This is a genomic window from Pedobacter sp. (assembly GCF_965227205.1).
Classification (GTDB): Bacteria; Bacteroidota; Bacteroidia; order Sphingobacteriales; family Sphingobacteriaceae; genus Pedobacter.
On the sequence record NZ_OZ245727.1, the window covers coordinates 2,231,251 to 2,247,034 of the forward strand.

At 35.8% G+C, this 15,784-nt stretch carries 9 protein-coding genes; 2 read left to right on the forward strand and 7 right to left on the reverse strand.

Going from position 1 to position 15,784, the window contains the following annotated elements; genetic code table 11:
- Nucleotides 1–34: 34 nt before the first annotated feature.
- The 7 genes from ACO05K_RS09405 to ACO05K_RS09435 form a co-directional block, all read right to left on the reverse strand.
- Nucleotides 35–1,726: a sodium:solute symporter family transporter gene (locus tag ACO05K_RS09405; RefSeq protein WP_421944186.1), complete on the reverse strand. Its 1,692-nt coding sequence runs from the start codon at nt 1,724–1,726 to the stop codon at nt 35–37.
- A gap of 54 nt (nt 1,727–1,780) precedes the next feature.
- On the reverse strand, nt 1,781–2,959 hold the full coding sequence (locus ACO05K_RS09410) for a galactokinase (protein WP_421944187.1): 1,179 nt from the start codon (nt 2,957–2,959) through the stop codon (nt 1,781–1,783).
- 42 nt (nt 2,960–3,001) lie between these two features.
- Nucleotides 3,002–4,162: an aldose epimerase family protein gene (locus ACO05K_RS09415; RefSeq protein WP_421944188.1), complete on the reverse strand. Its 1,161-nt coding sequence runs from the start codon at nt 4,160–4,162 to the stop codon at nt 3,002–3,004.
- A 6-nt stretch (nt 4,163–4,168) separates the two neighbouring features.
- Complete coding sequence (locus ACO05K_RS09420; RefSeq protein ID WP_421944189.1) at nt 4,169–5,239, reverse strand: glycoside hydrolase family 2 TIM barrel-domain containing protein; 1,071 nt, start codon at nt 5,237–5,239, stop codon at nt 4,169–4,171.
- A gap of 422 nt (nt 5,240–5,661) precedes the next feature.
- Entirely contained in the window at nt 5,662–6,384 is a 723-nt protein-coding gene (locus tag ACO05K_RS09425) for a DUF3823 domain-containing protein (protein ID WP_421944190.1), read from the reverse strand.
- Nucleotide 6,385: 1 nt separating this feature from the next.
- Nucleotides 6,386–8,287 (reverse strand): RagB/SusD family nutrient uptake outer membrane protein, encoded by a 1,902-nt coding sequence (locus tag ACO05K_RS09430; RefSeq protein WP_421944191.1) that lies wholly within the window; start codon nt 8,285–8,287, stop codon nt 6,386–6,388.
- Between the two features lie 17 nt (nt 8,288–8,304).
- Nucleotides 8,305–11,511: a SusC/RagA family TonB-linked outer membrane protein gene (locus tag ACO05K_RS09435; RefSeq protein WP_421944192.1), complete on the reverse strand. Its 3,207-nt coding sequence runs from the start codon at nt 11,509–11,511 to the stop codon at nt 8,305–8,307.
- A gap of 300 nt (nt 11,512–11,811) precedes the next feature.
- Between ACO05K_RS09435 and ACO05K_RS09440 the strand changes: the two genes are divergently transcribed.
- Together ACO05K_RS09440 and ACO05K_RS09445 are read left to right on the forward strand one after the other, a co-directional pair.
- Nucleotides 11,812–14,982 carry a ligand-binding sensor domain-containing protein gene (locus ACO05K_RS09440; protein WP_421944193.1) on the forward strand — a complete coding sequence of 1,057 codons (3,171 nt, stop codon included), beginning with the start codon at nt 11,812–11,814 and terminating at the stop codon, nt 14,980–14,982.
- A complete protein-coding gene (locus ACO05K_RS09445; protein WP_421944194.1) occupies nt 14,967–15,782 on the forward strand; it encodes a response regulator transcription factor in 816 nt (271 codons plus the stop codon). Before ACO05K_RS09440 ends, ACO05K_RS09445 begins: the two co-directional genes overlap by 16 nt.
- Nucleotides 15,783–15,784: the final 2 nt, after the last annotated feature.

Here is a 15,784-nt window from a genome sequence, read left to right on the forward strand (position 1 = left end):
GGCAAAACCAAGGCTTTCTTATCTTAAATTGATTTTACCAATAAATGGTGTAAAGCACTGTGATGAGTGCAATGGTTAAAATTGCCCCAATTGCAAAACTCCAGTTTGTTTTAAACATTTTAGTTTCAATTTCTAGTCCTTTAGGTACAATACCTTTTTTGTTTTCGTAAATACTGATGATATACATACCAAGGGCACAAACTGCAAATACGATAAGCATTCTATCCATAAATGGAATTTCGTAAATGCCATCGCCATTTTTTACCGCCCAACCAAAATTATACAAGCCTGATAAATCTACCCAACGAGGTAAAAACTTTAGAATTACTGAAGTAATAAAACCACCAATTGTGGCAAATAGAGCAGCATTTGAAGTTGTTTTTTTCCAAAAGAAACCAAAAATGAACATGGCAAAAATACCAGGAGAAACAAAACCAGTGTATTCCTGAATGTATTGAAAACCTTGCTTACCTTCTCCCATTAAAGCCTCTCCAACAACGAAAGATAAAGCAACAGCTAAAAACACTGAAACAACAACGCTGATTTTACCAACATTTACCAATCTTGTTTCGCTTGCGTTTTGGTTAAATGCTTTTTTGTAAATATCTAACGTAAAAATTGTAGCAATACTGTTTGCTTTACCCGCTAGTGATGCAACAATCGCAGCCGTTAAAGCAGCAAAAGAAAGGCCTTTTAAGCCTGATGGTAGAAGCGTAAGCAATGCAGGATAAGCTTTATTAGGATCTTGCACACCCGATGATGTTAACAAATGATCTGGACTGATGCCACCAACGTTATTTTTAATGATGTAGTAAACTGCAACTCCAGGAACCACAACAATAACCGGCATTAACATTTTTAACAATGCAGCAAATAACAATCCTGCTCTTGCAGTAGGTAGTGATGCACCCAAGGCTCTTTGAGTAATGTATTGATTACAGCCCCAGTAGCTTAAATTAGCTATCCACATACCACCAATAAGCACACTTAAGCCTGGTAAATCAATATAATTTGGATTGTCTTTTTTAAATATCAGGTGAAAATGCTCTGATGCGCCTGCTTGAAGCATACTGAATCCTTTTGTAATTCCTTGTCCGCCGGAGATTAAATTTAACGCAATATAAGTTGCTACCAATCCACCAAGCACTAAGAAAAAAACCTGAATAACATCGGTATAACCTATTACCTTCATGCCGCCTAAAGTGATAACAACAGCAAAAACCGCAAGAGCAAGAATACAAAATGTGATACTGAAACCTGAGATACCGCTGATTGCAAGTGCACCCAAATACAATATCGACATTAAGTTAACAACGATGTATAGCATCAGCCAAAAAATAGCCATAATCATGGCTACTTTATCATTATATCGTTGACTTAAAAACTGAGGCATGGTAAATATCTTGTTTTTAAGATATACAGGCATAAAAAACACCGCAACAATAATTAAAGTTGCAGCAGCCATCCATTCGTAAGCTGAAATTGCTAAGCCTAATTTAAAGCCAGAACCGCTCATGCCAATCATCTGCTCGGCGGAAATGTTTGAGGCAATTAAAGAAGCACCAATTGCCCACCAGGTTAACGAACCTTCAGCAAGGAAATAATCTTTTGAACCACCTTCGGCAGATTTTTTCTTTTTATAAATGTAAATACCGTAAGCGGATACGATTATAAAATAGACGAGGAAAATAATGTAATCGTTTGTTGATAAGAGTGAATTGTTCATTTATTTGGCATGATTTAATATTTGATTATTGTTTAAATATAATTGAAATTACTTTTAAACTTCGTGAATTTTCAATTTCTCTTCTGCTTTTAATTCTGATGTTCCTGAAGAAATATTTACAGCATAAACAGAAAGCTGGTGTTCGAATTTGCTATCGTAAGCAGTTTTCATAATCTGTTCGAAATCGCTAATAAAATCATTTGCAACAAGATTTATGGTACAACCACCAAAGCCCCCACCCATCATTCTTGCCCCTAAAACTTGGGGTAATTGCTTCGTTTTGTTAACTAAAAAATCTAACTCTTTACAGCTTACTTCATATTCTTCGCTTAAGCCTTGATGCGTTTGATACAATTTCTCTCCCAAAGCTTTCGAGTCGCCACTTTTTAAATCTTCAATTACACCCTCCAAACGAGCATTTTCAGCCAATATGTAGTTACATTTACGATAAACATTTTCATCCTTTGGTAAAACATATTTTTTCAGTTGCGCTACAGTAGCCTCGCTTATAGTATTAATTTCAGGATGATGTTCTTGCACCCATTTTAAACCTTGCTCACACTGGCTTCTTCTATCATTATATGCCGATTCTGCTAATTTGTGTTTTACATTCGAGTTGAGCAGAACCAATTGATAACCTTCTAAATTTAACGGAACATACTTATAATCAAGTGTGTTACAATCTAGCTTAACCACATGATCTTCTTTACCAAAAACGGATGCAAACTGATCCATAATTCCGCATCGAACGCCTGCAAAAACGTGCTCTGCTTTTTGAGCGAGCAAAGCAAGTTCCATCCTATCGATATTGATGTTAAACAACTTAGCTAAAGCATAAGCAGTTGCGCATTCTACAGCGGCCGAAGATGATAATCCTGCACCTGTAGGGATATCTCCATCCAAATAAAGATTAAACCCATTAATTTGATAACCTTTTTTAACGAATTGATCTACAACGCCTAAAACGTAATTTGGCCATCCCTTTTCTGATGTTTCAAGTTGATTAACATCAGAATTATGAAATTCCTGATAACTTTCAGAATATAGATGAATTAAATTATCTCTTCTGTGAGATACGGCTACATAAGCATATTTATCAATCGCAGCTGGTAAAACAAAACCACCATTATAATCGGTATGCTCACCAATTAAATTTATACGGCCAGGCGAACGTACAGTTATTGCCTCGCCACCAAATTTTTCTTTAAATCTTTCTTGAATTTTTAAAAGCACCTGATATTAATTTACAAGTTGTGATTTTCACTTCCATTAAAATTATTTGGAAAATTTATAAATCGAGCTGGTTTTATAAGTTTTGCCTGGCTCTAAAACTGTTGATGGAAATGTTGGTTGATTCGGAGCATCAGGAAAATGTTGTGTTTCCATTGCAAAAGCGGTTCTAAAATCATCTTTGCTTCCAGTTTTAAAAGTATTTTTACTCTGCATAAAATTTCCACTATAAAACTGTAAGCCTGGCTCTTGCGTATAAATATCCATTACAATTCCTGATAAATCTCCTTTAACCGTTGCTGCATGATACATCCCCAAACCCTTGGTTTTATTCAAAACATAATTATGATCATATCCTTTTCCAAAAGTAAGTTGCTCATTTTTAGCTTCTATGCGTTCGCCAATTGCTGTTGGCTTTCTAAAATCGAAAGGTGTTCCGCTAACTGTTGCAATTTTTCCTAAAGGAATTAATGTAGAATCCACAGGAGTATATTCATTTGCAAATATTTCTACATTGTGTTTTAAAATTGTTCCGCTACCTTCTCCATTTAGGTTGAAAAAAGCATGATTGGTTAAATTCACAATCGTTTTCTTATCAGTTGTGGCTTCGTAATCCATCTTTAATTCGTTGTCATCCGTTAAAGCATAAGTTACTTTTATGTCCATATTGCCCGGAAAACCTTCTTCCATGTCTTTAGCTTTATAAGTTAAAACCAAAGTTTGAGGATTTGGCTGACTTGCATCCCAAACAACATATTGAAATCCTTTTTTGCCACCATGAAGGGTGTTAATTCCATTGTTGGTAAAAAGTGTGTAGGTTTTGCCATCTAACACAAACTTTCCTTTCGCAATGCGATTACCAAATCGGCCAATTGTTGCTCCGAAATATGGTTCAGTTGAGTTTTTGTAATCATTAAGGCTTTTAAAGCCAACAACAACATCTACAAACTTACCTGCAGAATCAGGAACGTTTAAACTAACCAAACGCCCACCATAGTTTGTAAATGTAGCTTCCATCCCATTCTTATTTTTAAGAAGGTAAAGTGCGGTCTGCTTTCCATCTAAAGTACTTTTAAATGAATCTGCTAGTAGTGTAAACTGCGTTGATTTATCGGTAGAATCTAATGATGATTTTTCGCTTGTTCCTGAACTACAACCCCATGCAAGCATCACTAATGATAGTCCGACTAAAATATTTGATTTCATAACTGATTATTTTCCGTTTAATTTTTTGATTAAATCTACTTCATCTTTACGATATGGAGTACCATCCGGATTGTAAATTTCGTGAAACCATTCTATTGGTTCACTTCCATCAGCCAATGGAGTATCCCAGGCAAATTTTGTATTTGTTTTTCCATCAACAAAACCCCAGTTAATTGCGCCAACATTTTCTTTTTTAAGCAAAGGAAGAATGTTTGAGAAACGGCTATTGCGATTTCTGGCCATATATTCGGTACAGATAAGTGGTCGACCTATTGACTTTAACAAATCTATTGTACGCTGATGCCATTCAGGTGCTTCGTAATTATGGTAGGTTACAATATCAGAATTTCCGATTTGAATTTTATTCAGTTTTTCGTAACCCCAGTTCCATAAACCAATACTAATCGGCTGACTTGGATTTACTGCCCTTGCCCACTCTATCGTTTTGTTAAGCAACGGAATTGTGGTTTCTAGCTTTCCGCTATTTCCAGGCTCATTGTATAAATCCCAAAGTAATATGCGTTTATCGTTAGCAAATTTATTTAATACCGCTTTTACATAAACTTCAAGTTCGGCAAAGTTTGCTTCTTCTTTTGATGCGGGGTCGCCCGGATCTTGTAACCAACCAGAGTTATGGATACCGGTTTTTGGCGCCGGCTGTTTTCCCATTTCCGATGTTTTATTCCAGCAATCATCAAAAAACACAAACATCGGTGTAATTTTATGTTTTTCGGTGATGGTTAAAAACTGATCAACACGTTTCAAAAAGCCTTCTGGATCTTGTTTATAAGCTTTGCTGTATAAAAACACTCTCAAAGTATTGAAACCTAAACCTTCTGCCCATCCTAATTCTTTATCAATAACTTCAGGACTAAATGTATCTGCCTGCCACATTTCTAACTGATTAATAGCATTTGCAGGAATATAATTTGCGCCAGTCAACCATTTGTGGTTTTTATACCATTCATTAGCTTTTTCTACTGACCAAATTTTACCTGGCTCTTTTTTATTTTTTTGTGCTGAAACAACGCCAATACCCGACATAAAAAACAGGGCGGCTAATACATAAGTTTTCATTTTCATTTTTGTGTATTGTTAAGAATAGATTGAATGATATATTTTTAGATATCCAGATTAAGACTGAAATTTCGAGATTCAAGATGTTGTGACTTTCGAAGAATGCCCGGTGAAAGAAATCTGCTCATAATTATTTGGTTCTGAAGGATACTCTGAGTGTATCACATCTAGCATGACAATTAAAAAATCATCATTTTCAAAACAAAGGTTTTTTGTACGGAATAGCGACTTGCATTGTTTCAAAATTTCAACATAACGTATCAATATAAATGATGTAAGTGAACGGGAAAAAAAGGCATAGGAATGACGGGAATCTTTTTATAAGATAGTATTAAATTAAAAAGGCCATCCGGATTTATGGAATTCTGCAACCGCTAAATCTGCAAAATAAATCCGTAATACCGGATGGCCTAAAGAGAAAATTAAAATGTTAATTTGGAAACGGGTGTAAATATTAAATCTTCTACTCCAGCTATTTTCACACCGATACGGGCAAAAACATAGTTTTGGGTAGGTACAATTGTTGGAATGTTAACAGTCATATTTAAATTATTTAAATCAGCTATTGCTGCTCCTGTTAATGTTTGCGTTGCTAGGCTGTTAGAACCATCTACAAATTGTGTTTTATTTACATAAAGGCTAACACTTTCAACATTTCTTGCATTGGCATCGGTTATAATCTTTTCTAGTCTGCAACTTGCGTTTACTTTACCAGCCGCTGCTGTTAAAACACCATTTCTAATCATGTAATAAGGCACAACTTCGATATCCATTGTTTTATTGCCGTTAAGGTTTAGCTGAATAGTATCTTGTCTGCCTGCTGCATTTTTAGGCCACAAAAACGGACCTTGATTAGCAGAAAAAACTAGCTTGTAATTACCGTTAAACAACTTTGAAGAAAAGCCACCTTCTTGATTAACGTTTACGTTAATTGCTCCGTTATTACCGAAACCGGGCTGCCACAATTCGAAGTTTACGTTTCCGTATTGCACATTTATGGCTTCGCCTTTGTACACAAGCCTACCGTTAAAATCAACTTCAGGGGCATCGTAGTTATCTTTTTTACAAGAACTAACAAACACTGCAACCATTAGTGCTATGGCTAAAAAATATCTGGTTTTCATATCTATATATCTTGGTAACATACTATTGATTTGGATTTCTAACAATCTTCGGATTTCTGTTTATGATATCCTGATTGATTAATGAATAATAATTTCCAAAGCGGAAACGGTGTGCTGCTGTTACGCGGCTTGGCTTTACTACTTTGAAAACATATTTATTATGGTTAGCATCGCCCGGATTGTAATACTTATATGGCCACAAGCCGAAAACCTGAGTACTTTGTTTGGTAGACGAACCGATGTTACTAGCGTTTGTAAAATCGGCTGTGCTCATTGCATTACCATTCCAAACCTTATCGGCTAATCTCCATCTTTTCAAATCCCAAAGCTCGTGACCTTCAAAAGCTAACTCAACTTTACGCTCGTGTACAATGCGGTCGAAAGTGATCTGAGTTCCTGAAAGTGCGGTAGTTAAACCAGCACGATCTCTAACCGGCTTTAAGTATGAAGCTGCTCCCGCTGCATCGCCCATTTCAAAGCTTGCTTCTGCGGCATTTAGCAATACTTCGCCATAGCGGTAACGTACCCACCAAACCTCGCTCCTGGTTCCAATTTGTCCAGAACCCGCAGCAGGATCTAAGAATTTACGAACGTAAAAACCCGATTGTGCGCTAAACTCAAGTCCATCAATTGGTCCATCGCCACCTACAACTTGTACTGCACCTGCATTACCTGGTAAAACATTGGTTTTAATTTGTCCGAAGTTATCTCCAGTTACAGTGCTTCCGCTAGCAAGTTGGTAGCCGGCCCAAATATCTACAGTTTTACCCTTGAATTGAGAACCCGGCAAAATAACAGTCCCTGCTAATCGGGCATCTCTACCTAAGAATATATCGCCGATATTAGTATAGTAAAGCGTATTTCCAGCTGCATCAACATTAGGTAAAGAGGCAAAAGTGTTATCTAATTTTTCGAATGATTGAACGAGATTTAAAGATGGATTCAATCGACCACCTTGTTGTTCTTCAGCAGATGAACGAGGTTGATTATCAATTGTATAACCATGAACTTTATTTGTTTTAAGCTTAAAATCCTTTACAAAAATCATTTCCGTATTATTTCCTTTGTCTGTAAATAATGAAGCAAAGTTTTCGGATAAATTTGGATTCTTGTTGTATAAAGAATATTTACCATCAGCAATAATTTCTTTAGCTGCATCTAAAGATTTTTTGTAATAAGCCTGTGCCATTGTAGCTGGAATGCCAACTTCGCCACCTGCCAGTGAAACAGAAGGTGTTGATGCACCATATTTTGCAATTGAGGCTGCGTAAAGTGCTGCCCTTGATTCCATTGCCAATGCTGCTGCTTTACTTGCACGACTTTGTACATTTGCAGCATTTGGTAAAATGCCTTTTATAGCTTCCAACTCAGAGATTACAAAATCGTAAACTTCTGATTCTTTTGCACGAGCACGCTGTAAATAAGTTGGGTCGCCGCTGTAATCGTATTCTAAAACTTCGGTTATAATTGGCACGCCGCCCATTCTTTTAACCATTTCAAAATAAACTCCTGCACGGATAAATCTTGCCTCGGCAATAAATCTATCTCTATCGGCTGTTGATAAAGCATTTGGCTCCATCCCACGTTTGATAAACAAATTAATATCCCGGATGTAACCATAATCCCAGTAATTCCACGAATCGTAGTTATATTCTATGTTTTGATGGCGGAAATAATCGCCTCCGGCAGATCCAAAACCTTCATCAAAATCAGCATAAAGCCACCACGATTCTACCCTTTGAAAATCGGGAAAACGATCATATAAATCGCCCATTACCGAAAGTACAAGACTAGCATCTTTCCATGTTGCATCTACACTTAATGTATTGGTAGGCTGCTTATTTAAAAACTCTGAATCTTTTTTACACGATTGCGAAAAGGATAATAACGCAATGGTAGATAATGTATATATAAATTTTTTCATTGTATTCGATTTGAAGTTTATAGAGATAATTTAAAGCCTACATTAACAAACTTGTTCTGAGGGTATTGTAAACCATTATCATCAGCAATTTCAGGATCTACTCCGTAGCTTTTTAGATTATCTAAAGAGAATAAGTTGTATCCATTTACATAAACTCTGGCATTTTGAATTTTAATTTTCTCCGACCATTTTTTCGGAATGGTATATCCTAATTCTATGGTACGAGCTCTTAAATAAGTAACATTATGCAACCAAAAGGTTGAGTTCTTATTATAGTTACTTAATGAATTATCGTTATACCTCATTGCAGGATATTTTCCTGGAAGCCACTGACTGTTCAAATCGTATGGATTAGCTCTGTGCCAGCTATCATCGGCAAAGTTTTGCAATAATGCACCACCATTTTGAAACGGCCATCTTTGCTCCCAGTTTTGATTCCATGAGTACATTGAACCGCCAGAGAAATCGGCTACAAAATCAAATCCTTTGTAAGATAGACCGATAGAGAAACCAAACATCAAATTTGGCTGACCAGTTGTTGTATAACCAATCGGACGCTCATCCAAACCATCAATAACACCATCACCATTCTGATCTTTATAAATTAAATCGCCCGGTAGTAAAGTACGGTTACCGCGGCCATCCATATTAACCTTCGAATTGTTAATTTCTTCTACACTTTGAAACTGACCTGTAACTTCGTAACCCCAGAAAATATTATTATATCTGTTTTCTCTTGAATTACGATACTGGTCGATTGAGTTATTAAAGCGAGGTTTGTAAGAATCTAAAAATTTACTTCTGGAAAGCGCAGCATTACCGCTAACATTATAATTCAGTTCGCCAATTTTATTTCGGTAGCTAAGCATAAACTCACCGCCATATTGTGCATCGCTGTTAATGTTTTCATCACTTAAATTGTAGCCTAACTCAACAGGAACCAATATATCATTTTTAGTACCCCTCAAGCCAGTACGTTTACGATAGAAATAATCTGCCGAACCGCTTAACTTGCCACCAAATAATGAGAAATCGGCACCAATATCTGCGATTTTACTTTTAAACCAACTTAAATTGTTAATTATCGGTCCTTTATCCCTTGACGTAACAATAGTTTGTCCATCTAAAATAGCTGTACCAACGTTGTAAGTATAGCCTGGTAAGTAAGCAAAAGGATCAATATTGATGTTATCATCGCCAAGTACGCCATAAGAACCTCTAAATTTGAAATCAGTTAATATGCTGTTTTCGCCCAATAATTTTTTCATGAAATTTTCCTGAGTGATTCTCCATCCAATAGATGCCGAAGGGAAATAACCTACACGGCGATCTGGTGAAAATTTCCATGATGCATCACGTCTGCCAGAAAATTCGAAATAATATTTATTGTCGAAATTATAGTTAATACGGGTTACATAACCAATACGAGCTTCTTCCTGTTGCTGGTCTGTATAATCCTGTCCATCTAAATCTGCGAATTGCAAAACTGGTAAAACATTGGTTTTTGGAACAGCGTGTTGGAAAGTGTAAGTACGGAAACGGTCTAATCGCTCTGCTAACAATAATGCACCAACTGTATGCTTACCAAAAGTTCGGTTGTAATTTGCATGAAGCTGATAAGTATTCGTTATTACCTTCTCATTTCTTCTCTCGCGATATGGATTTGAGCTACCTACTTTTTTCTCATAAATACCGGTTTCGGGGCGATAGGTGTAAACATCGTAAGTATATTCGTGACCATTAATTACGTTATCAGCAATATAATATGAGTATAAACCTTTTACACTTAAACCTTTTATAGGTGTATCGTAATCTGCAGTTAAATTAGTTTGCAAAACACGCCAATCAGAGCGCCAGTAACCTGTTAGCGCTTTGCTTTGTACGGCAAATTGCTCGGTATTATGGCCAATGTCGTTCGGATAAAGTGGATTTCCATTCGCATAAGCCTGCTCTGTTGGGCGATTGCGTAGTAAAGCAAATCTTGCTGCAAAGTAGTCATCACCTCCTGGAACACCCGGCTGGTCTCGGGTTTCTATCCTACCGTTCATTAGCATACTTACTTTAAAACGGTCGGTAATTTTTGCCGAAACATTACTTTGAATGTTGGTTCTGTTAAATTCAAATTCTCTGGCGGTACCGTAAACACCTTTTTGGTCTAAACGCGTAGCAGAAATGTAATAGGTTAATTTATCTGTTCCGCCAGATGCATTAAGGTTTACAGAATACTGAGGTGCATTTGGCGCTATAATAATGTCCTTCCAATTTTGGCTTTGATAACCATACTCTGTTCCGGCTTTCCATTTATCAAGCTCGGCTTGGGTAATTGCTGTTGTTCCGGTGCCATTTAATTCAGCAGTAGCTTTACCTAACATGTAGGTATAAGCATCTGTGGTTTCCGGAAAGCGTACCCAATTTTGCCAACCTGTGTAAGCATCAACACTAAAAGTATTTCTGGTACTATTTACACCACGCTTGGTGGTTACAATGATTACACCATTAGCAGAACGGCTACCATAAATCGCAGCCGATGCATCTTTTAAAACCGTTATACTTTCAATATCGTTAGGCGAAATGTTATTAAACTGACCTGCATCTTGCTGTATTCCATCAATAACATAAAGCGGATCGCCCATGTTTCTAATTTGAATATTTGCACTTGCTCCTGGTCTGCCATCTGGCATTCTGAAAGAAACACCAGGAAGTTTACCAGCTAAACCAGTACTCACTGTTGCGCCACCATGAACACGCTCAAAATCTTTACTGGTAATTGTTGCAACAGCTCCGGTTATCGATTCTCTTTTTTGTGTACCGTAACCTACAACAATAACATCATTTAAATCGCTTGTAGATGGAACTAATCTGATGCGCACATTACTCGAACCATTTAAAGGATACTCAAGAGAATTGTAACCCACAAATGCAATTACCAATACTGCATTTTTATCTTGAACGGTAATTTTAAAATCACCAGATTCATTAGTACTGGTAACTGTTGTGGCGTTTTTTACCTTAACACTTGCTCCTGCAATTTTTTCTCCTTTTTCATCAGCTACAGTTCCGGTAATTACGGTTTGAGCTAAGGCTTGAAAATTAATGGAGAATAACAAAAATAAGAGGCAACTTCCAATAAGGGAAAAATTATACTTATTAAAACCGTTTTTTTGAGGCGAACGCCACGAAGAATTCATAGCTTCCCCTCCGGAAGAGGATAAAGTTTTTTTCATAAAATTAGGTTATTTGGTTAGTTACTAATTAGGTATTTTTCTTCTACCTGAATTATTATGTATCAAATATGAACGATTTTGGGAAGGACTATTCAATCAATTTGTATCAATATTTCTTCAATTTGTTTCTATTTCTCATCAAAAAAATACCTACATTCAACTAATAACTAAATCGTTTTATAACGTTTTAAATCAATTTTTATAAAAATTGTATCATCAATTCTACATATCATTTCAAAATTGATTTAATTAAGAAACCGACTAGTAGTTTGATATATTTGATAGCCGAATATAAATGCCTTGAAAAAATTAATCATTTTAGCCTCTATCCTCTTTCTGGCAGAATTTTGTTCTGCCCAACCTTATTATTTTCGACATTATCAGGTTGAAAACGGATTATCAAATAACACCGTTTTTTGTGCGGCACAAGATGAAAATGGTTTTATGTGGTTCGGTACAAAAGATGGATTAAACCGATTTGATGGTTATCAGTTTAAAACTTACCGCAACGATGCTGAACAACCTGGTAGTTTAGGAAATGATTTAGTTTACGATTTACACAAAGATGCCGAGAATAGACTGTGGATTGGAACAAACAACGGAGTTTACCAGTACATCCCTCAAACAGAACAATTTACTCGAATTAAAGGCACTGAAAATCTTCGCATAAATGATTTAAATTCTGATAAGGAAGGGAACCTTTGGATTATTTCCCTCTTCAAAATTTATTTATACAACAGTAAGCAGAAAAGATTATATGCTTTTGGCAAAAATGCTGCATTCGATGCCAATTCTGTTTCGGTTATGAATGATGGAAGTGCTTGGATAAGCACTATGCAGGGTACCATAGAAGAATACAACCCTCAGAAAAAGGTTTTTAAATCTCACTTTGTGATGAGTAAAACTAACCCGCAGGAAAGTAGTTGGGCAACCAAAACGCTCGATGTTGGCAACAATAAAATACTCGTTGGAACGGCAAATCAAGGTATAAAAGTGTTTGACAGAGCAACTGGAATAACTAAAGAAGTTTTAACATTTAACGATGACAAAACCTCAATCTATGTTCGCGATATAATACAAGCTTCGAATGATGAATTTTGGATTGCTACAGAATCTGGTGTTTACATTTATTCGAGTAAACAAGTTTTACGCCTCAAAAAGCAATATAGCAACCCTTATTCATTAACAGATAATGCCATTTATACCGTTTTTAAAGACCGCGAAAATGGAATTTGGGCAGGAACATATTTTGGTGGTGTAAATTATTATTCAAGCCAGTATTCAATTTTCACAAAATATTTCCCTCAAAGAGATAATAACGCCATAAGCGGTAGCGATGTAAGAGAAATTTGCAAAGATGGCGACGGAAATTTATGGATTGGTACTGAAGATGCAGGTTTAAATATGCTCAATACAAAAACAGGGCTGTTTACAAATTATCTTCCTAACGGGAAATCATCGAGCATTTCTTATTATAATATTCATGGTTTGCTGGTTGATGGAAATAAACTCTGGATTGGAACTTTTGAACACGGACTTGATATCCTTGATATTAAAACAAAGAAGGTTATAAAACATTATTCGGCAGGGAAAGGAAATAAATTACGAACAAATTTTATTGTAAGCTTTTATAAAACCCGCAAAGGCGAAATTTTGGTTGCCACGATTTCGGGTTTATATCTTTATGATAGAAAAAATGATGATTTTGAGCTTGTAGCAAATATTCCAGTAGTATTTTATGAATTAATGACAGAAGATGCTAATGGAAACATTTGGGCAGGTACTTTTAATGATGGCGTAATCCGTTTTAGGCTAGATAGAAATGATATAAAGCAGTACAAAAACAATCCAAAGGATAGCAAAAGTTTAAGCCATAATACTGTTAACGGCATTTTGCAAGATAGTAAGCGCAACATTTGGATAAGTACAGATGGTGGTGGCTTAAATCTCTTTAATCCTAAAGCAAATAATTTTGAACACATCACTTCAAAAGATGGTTTGCCGAGTAATTTCCTTTTCAGGATTATTGAGGATAAAGAAAATAAGCTCTGGATTGGCAGTACACGAGGCTTAATACATTACAATCCGATTCAGAAATCGGTGAAAATCTATTCGCGTTCCAATGGATTGCTTACTGATCAGTTTAATTATAATTCGGGTTTTAGAGACGATGATGGACGTATTTATTTTGGCAGCGTAAGAGGATTAATCAGTTTTAAACCCGAAGATTTAAAAAACTATGCAATAAATCCATCGGTTAAATTAACAGGATTTCAAATCGATAATGAAGAAAGTAAAATCTCAGATCAGGATTCTGTGTTAAAAAAATCCATTCTTTACACCGATAACATCAATTTAGATGATTCGCAATCATCTTTCAGTATTGATTTTGCTGCACTGAGTTATACTTCACCAGATATGACACAGTACGCCTATCGGATGAAAGGCCTGAGTAATAAATGGATTCACCTTAAAACCAACCGAAAAGTTTATTTCACAAAATTGGCGGCTGGCAACTATGTTTTTGAAGTAAAAGCTTTGATAAACGGAGCTGCAAGCTGGAGCGAAAATAATCCCCGAGTTTCTATAACGATACTTCCACCCTTTTACGAAAGTAATCTGGCGTATTTAATTTATGCTATTGTGTTAACAGCCTCTGCTTACTACCTGATTCGGAGTTACCATCAAAAAATGGAGAGCAGAACCAAACGTAGAATGGAACTTTTCGAAAACAAAAAAGAAAGGGAAATTTACCAGGCCAAAATTGAGTTTTTCACCAACATTGCTCACGAGATAAGAACGCCACTTACGTTGATAAAAGGCCCAATGGAAAAGGTAATTAAGCAAGCCGCAACTGTTCCGTTTATTGAGAAAAACTTGCGTATAATGAACAGGAATACAGATAGATTGCTTAAATTAACCAATCAGTTACTCGATTTTAGGAAAACAGAAGTTAATGGTTTTTCTTTAAGCTTTGTAAATGCTAATATTTCTGAAATATTAAATGATATAAATATTATTTTTCAGCCTTTGGCTGAAGAAAAAAGCCTAAGGTTTTCATTAAGAATGCCCGTTGAACCTTTCTATGCTTATGTAGATACTGAAGCTTTTTATAAAATTATTAGTAACCTAACCGATAATGCCATAAAATACGGCGAAAAATTAACCGAGATAAGATTGCTAAATGATGAAGCTAAACCTGATTTCTTTAAAATTGAAGTGATGAATGATGGGCCTTTAATTGCGCCAGAATTGCGTGATAAAATTTTTGAACCATTCTTTAGAGCAACAGAGCAACAAATCAAACAAGGTACAGGTATTGGTTTATCTATATCAAAATCGCTTGCAGAACTACATGACGGAAATTTATTTGCCACCGCAAATGATAAAGGGCAAAACATATTTGTGCTCGAACTACCTATACATCAGCTTATCGAATTTAACTTGAACGGAAAATGGAAAAAACAATAGCGAACGACTTTACAATACATGAAGATAAACCAGAGAAATTCGTGATTTTACTGGTTGATGATGAGGAAGAAATTCTTGAGTTTATTGCTGATGATTTGAGTGAAAAATATCAGGTTTTAACCGCGAAAAATGGTGTTGAAGCTTTAGAAATTTTAAGTCAGGAAATTGTGCAATTGGTTATTAGCGATGTGATGATGCCCGAAATGGACGGCTATCAGCTTTGCGAAAAAATGAAATCTAGTCTTGAATTTAGCCACATTCCGGTTATTTTACTTACCGCAAAAAACAGTTTGCAAGCCAAAATTGAAGGCTTAGAACTTGGTGCAGATGCTTATGTTGAAAAACCATTTTCAACAGAATTTTTGCAGGTTCAGGTGGCATCTTTAATAAAAAACAGAAATAAAATTAAGGCTTATTTTGCCAGTTCGCCGTTAATTCACATTAAAACTATGGCGTATTCTAAAAGTGATGAACATTTTTTAGAAAAGCTTCAAAACCTGATAAACGAGCAATTAGACAATCCGGAATTGGATGTAGAACATTTGGCAGACCACATGAATATGAGTCGACCAACTTTGTACCGTAAAATCAAATCGATTTCGAATTTAAGTCCGAATGAATTGATAAACATTGCCCGATTGAAAAAAGCTGCTGAACTGTTGAACGATGGAGATTTGAAAATTTATGAGATTTCGGAACAGGTTGGTTACAGTTCACAAACGCATTTCGGACGTAATTTCTCAAAACAGTTTGGGATGTCTCCTTCAGAATATATTCAATCAAAAAACAATAGAAAATAAGA

Excerpts from the sequence above, each read along its gene's own strand:
- ACO05K_RS09405 (WP_421944186.1), bottom strand. The coding sequence starts at position 1,726 with ATGAACAATTCACTCTTATCAACAAACGATTACATTATTTTCCTCGTC.
- ACO05K_RS09415 (WP_421944188.1), bottom strand. The coding sequence starts at position 4,162 with ATGAAATCAAATATTTTAGTCGGACTATCATTAGTGATGCTTGCATGG.
- ACO05K_RS09420 (WP_421944189.1), bottom strand. The coding sequence starts at position 5,239 with ATGAAAACTTATGTATTAGCCGCCCTGTTTTTTATGTCGGGTATTGGC.
- ACO05K_RS09425 (WP_421944190.1), bottom strand. The coding sequence starts at position 6,384 with ATGTTACCAAGATATATAGATATGAAAACCAGATATTTTTTAGCCATA.
- ACO05K_RS09430 (WP_421944191.1), bottom strand. The coding sequence starts at position 8,287 with ATGAAAAAATTTATATATACATTATCTACCATTGCGTTATTATCCTTT.
- ACO05K_RS09435 (WP_421944192.1), bottom strand. The coding sequence starts at position 11,511 with ATGAAAAAAACTTTATCCTCTTCCGGAGGGGAAGCTATGAATTCTTCG.
- ACO05K_RS09445 (WP_421944194.1), top strand. The coding sequence starts at position 14,967 with ATGGAAAAAACAATAGCGAACGACTTTACAATACATGAAGATAAACCA.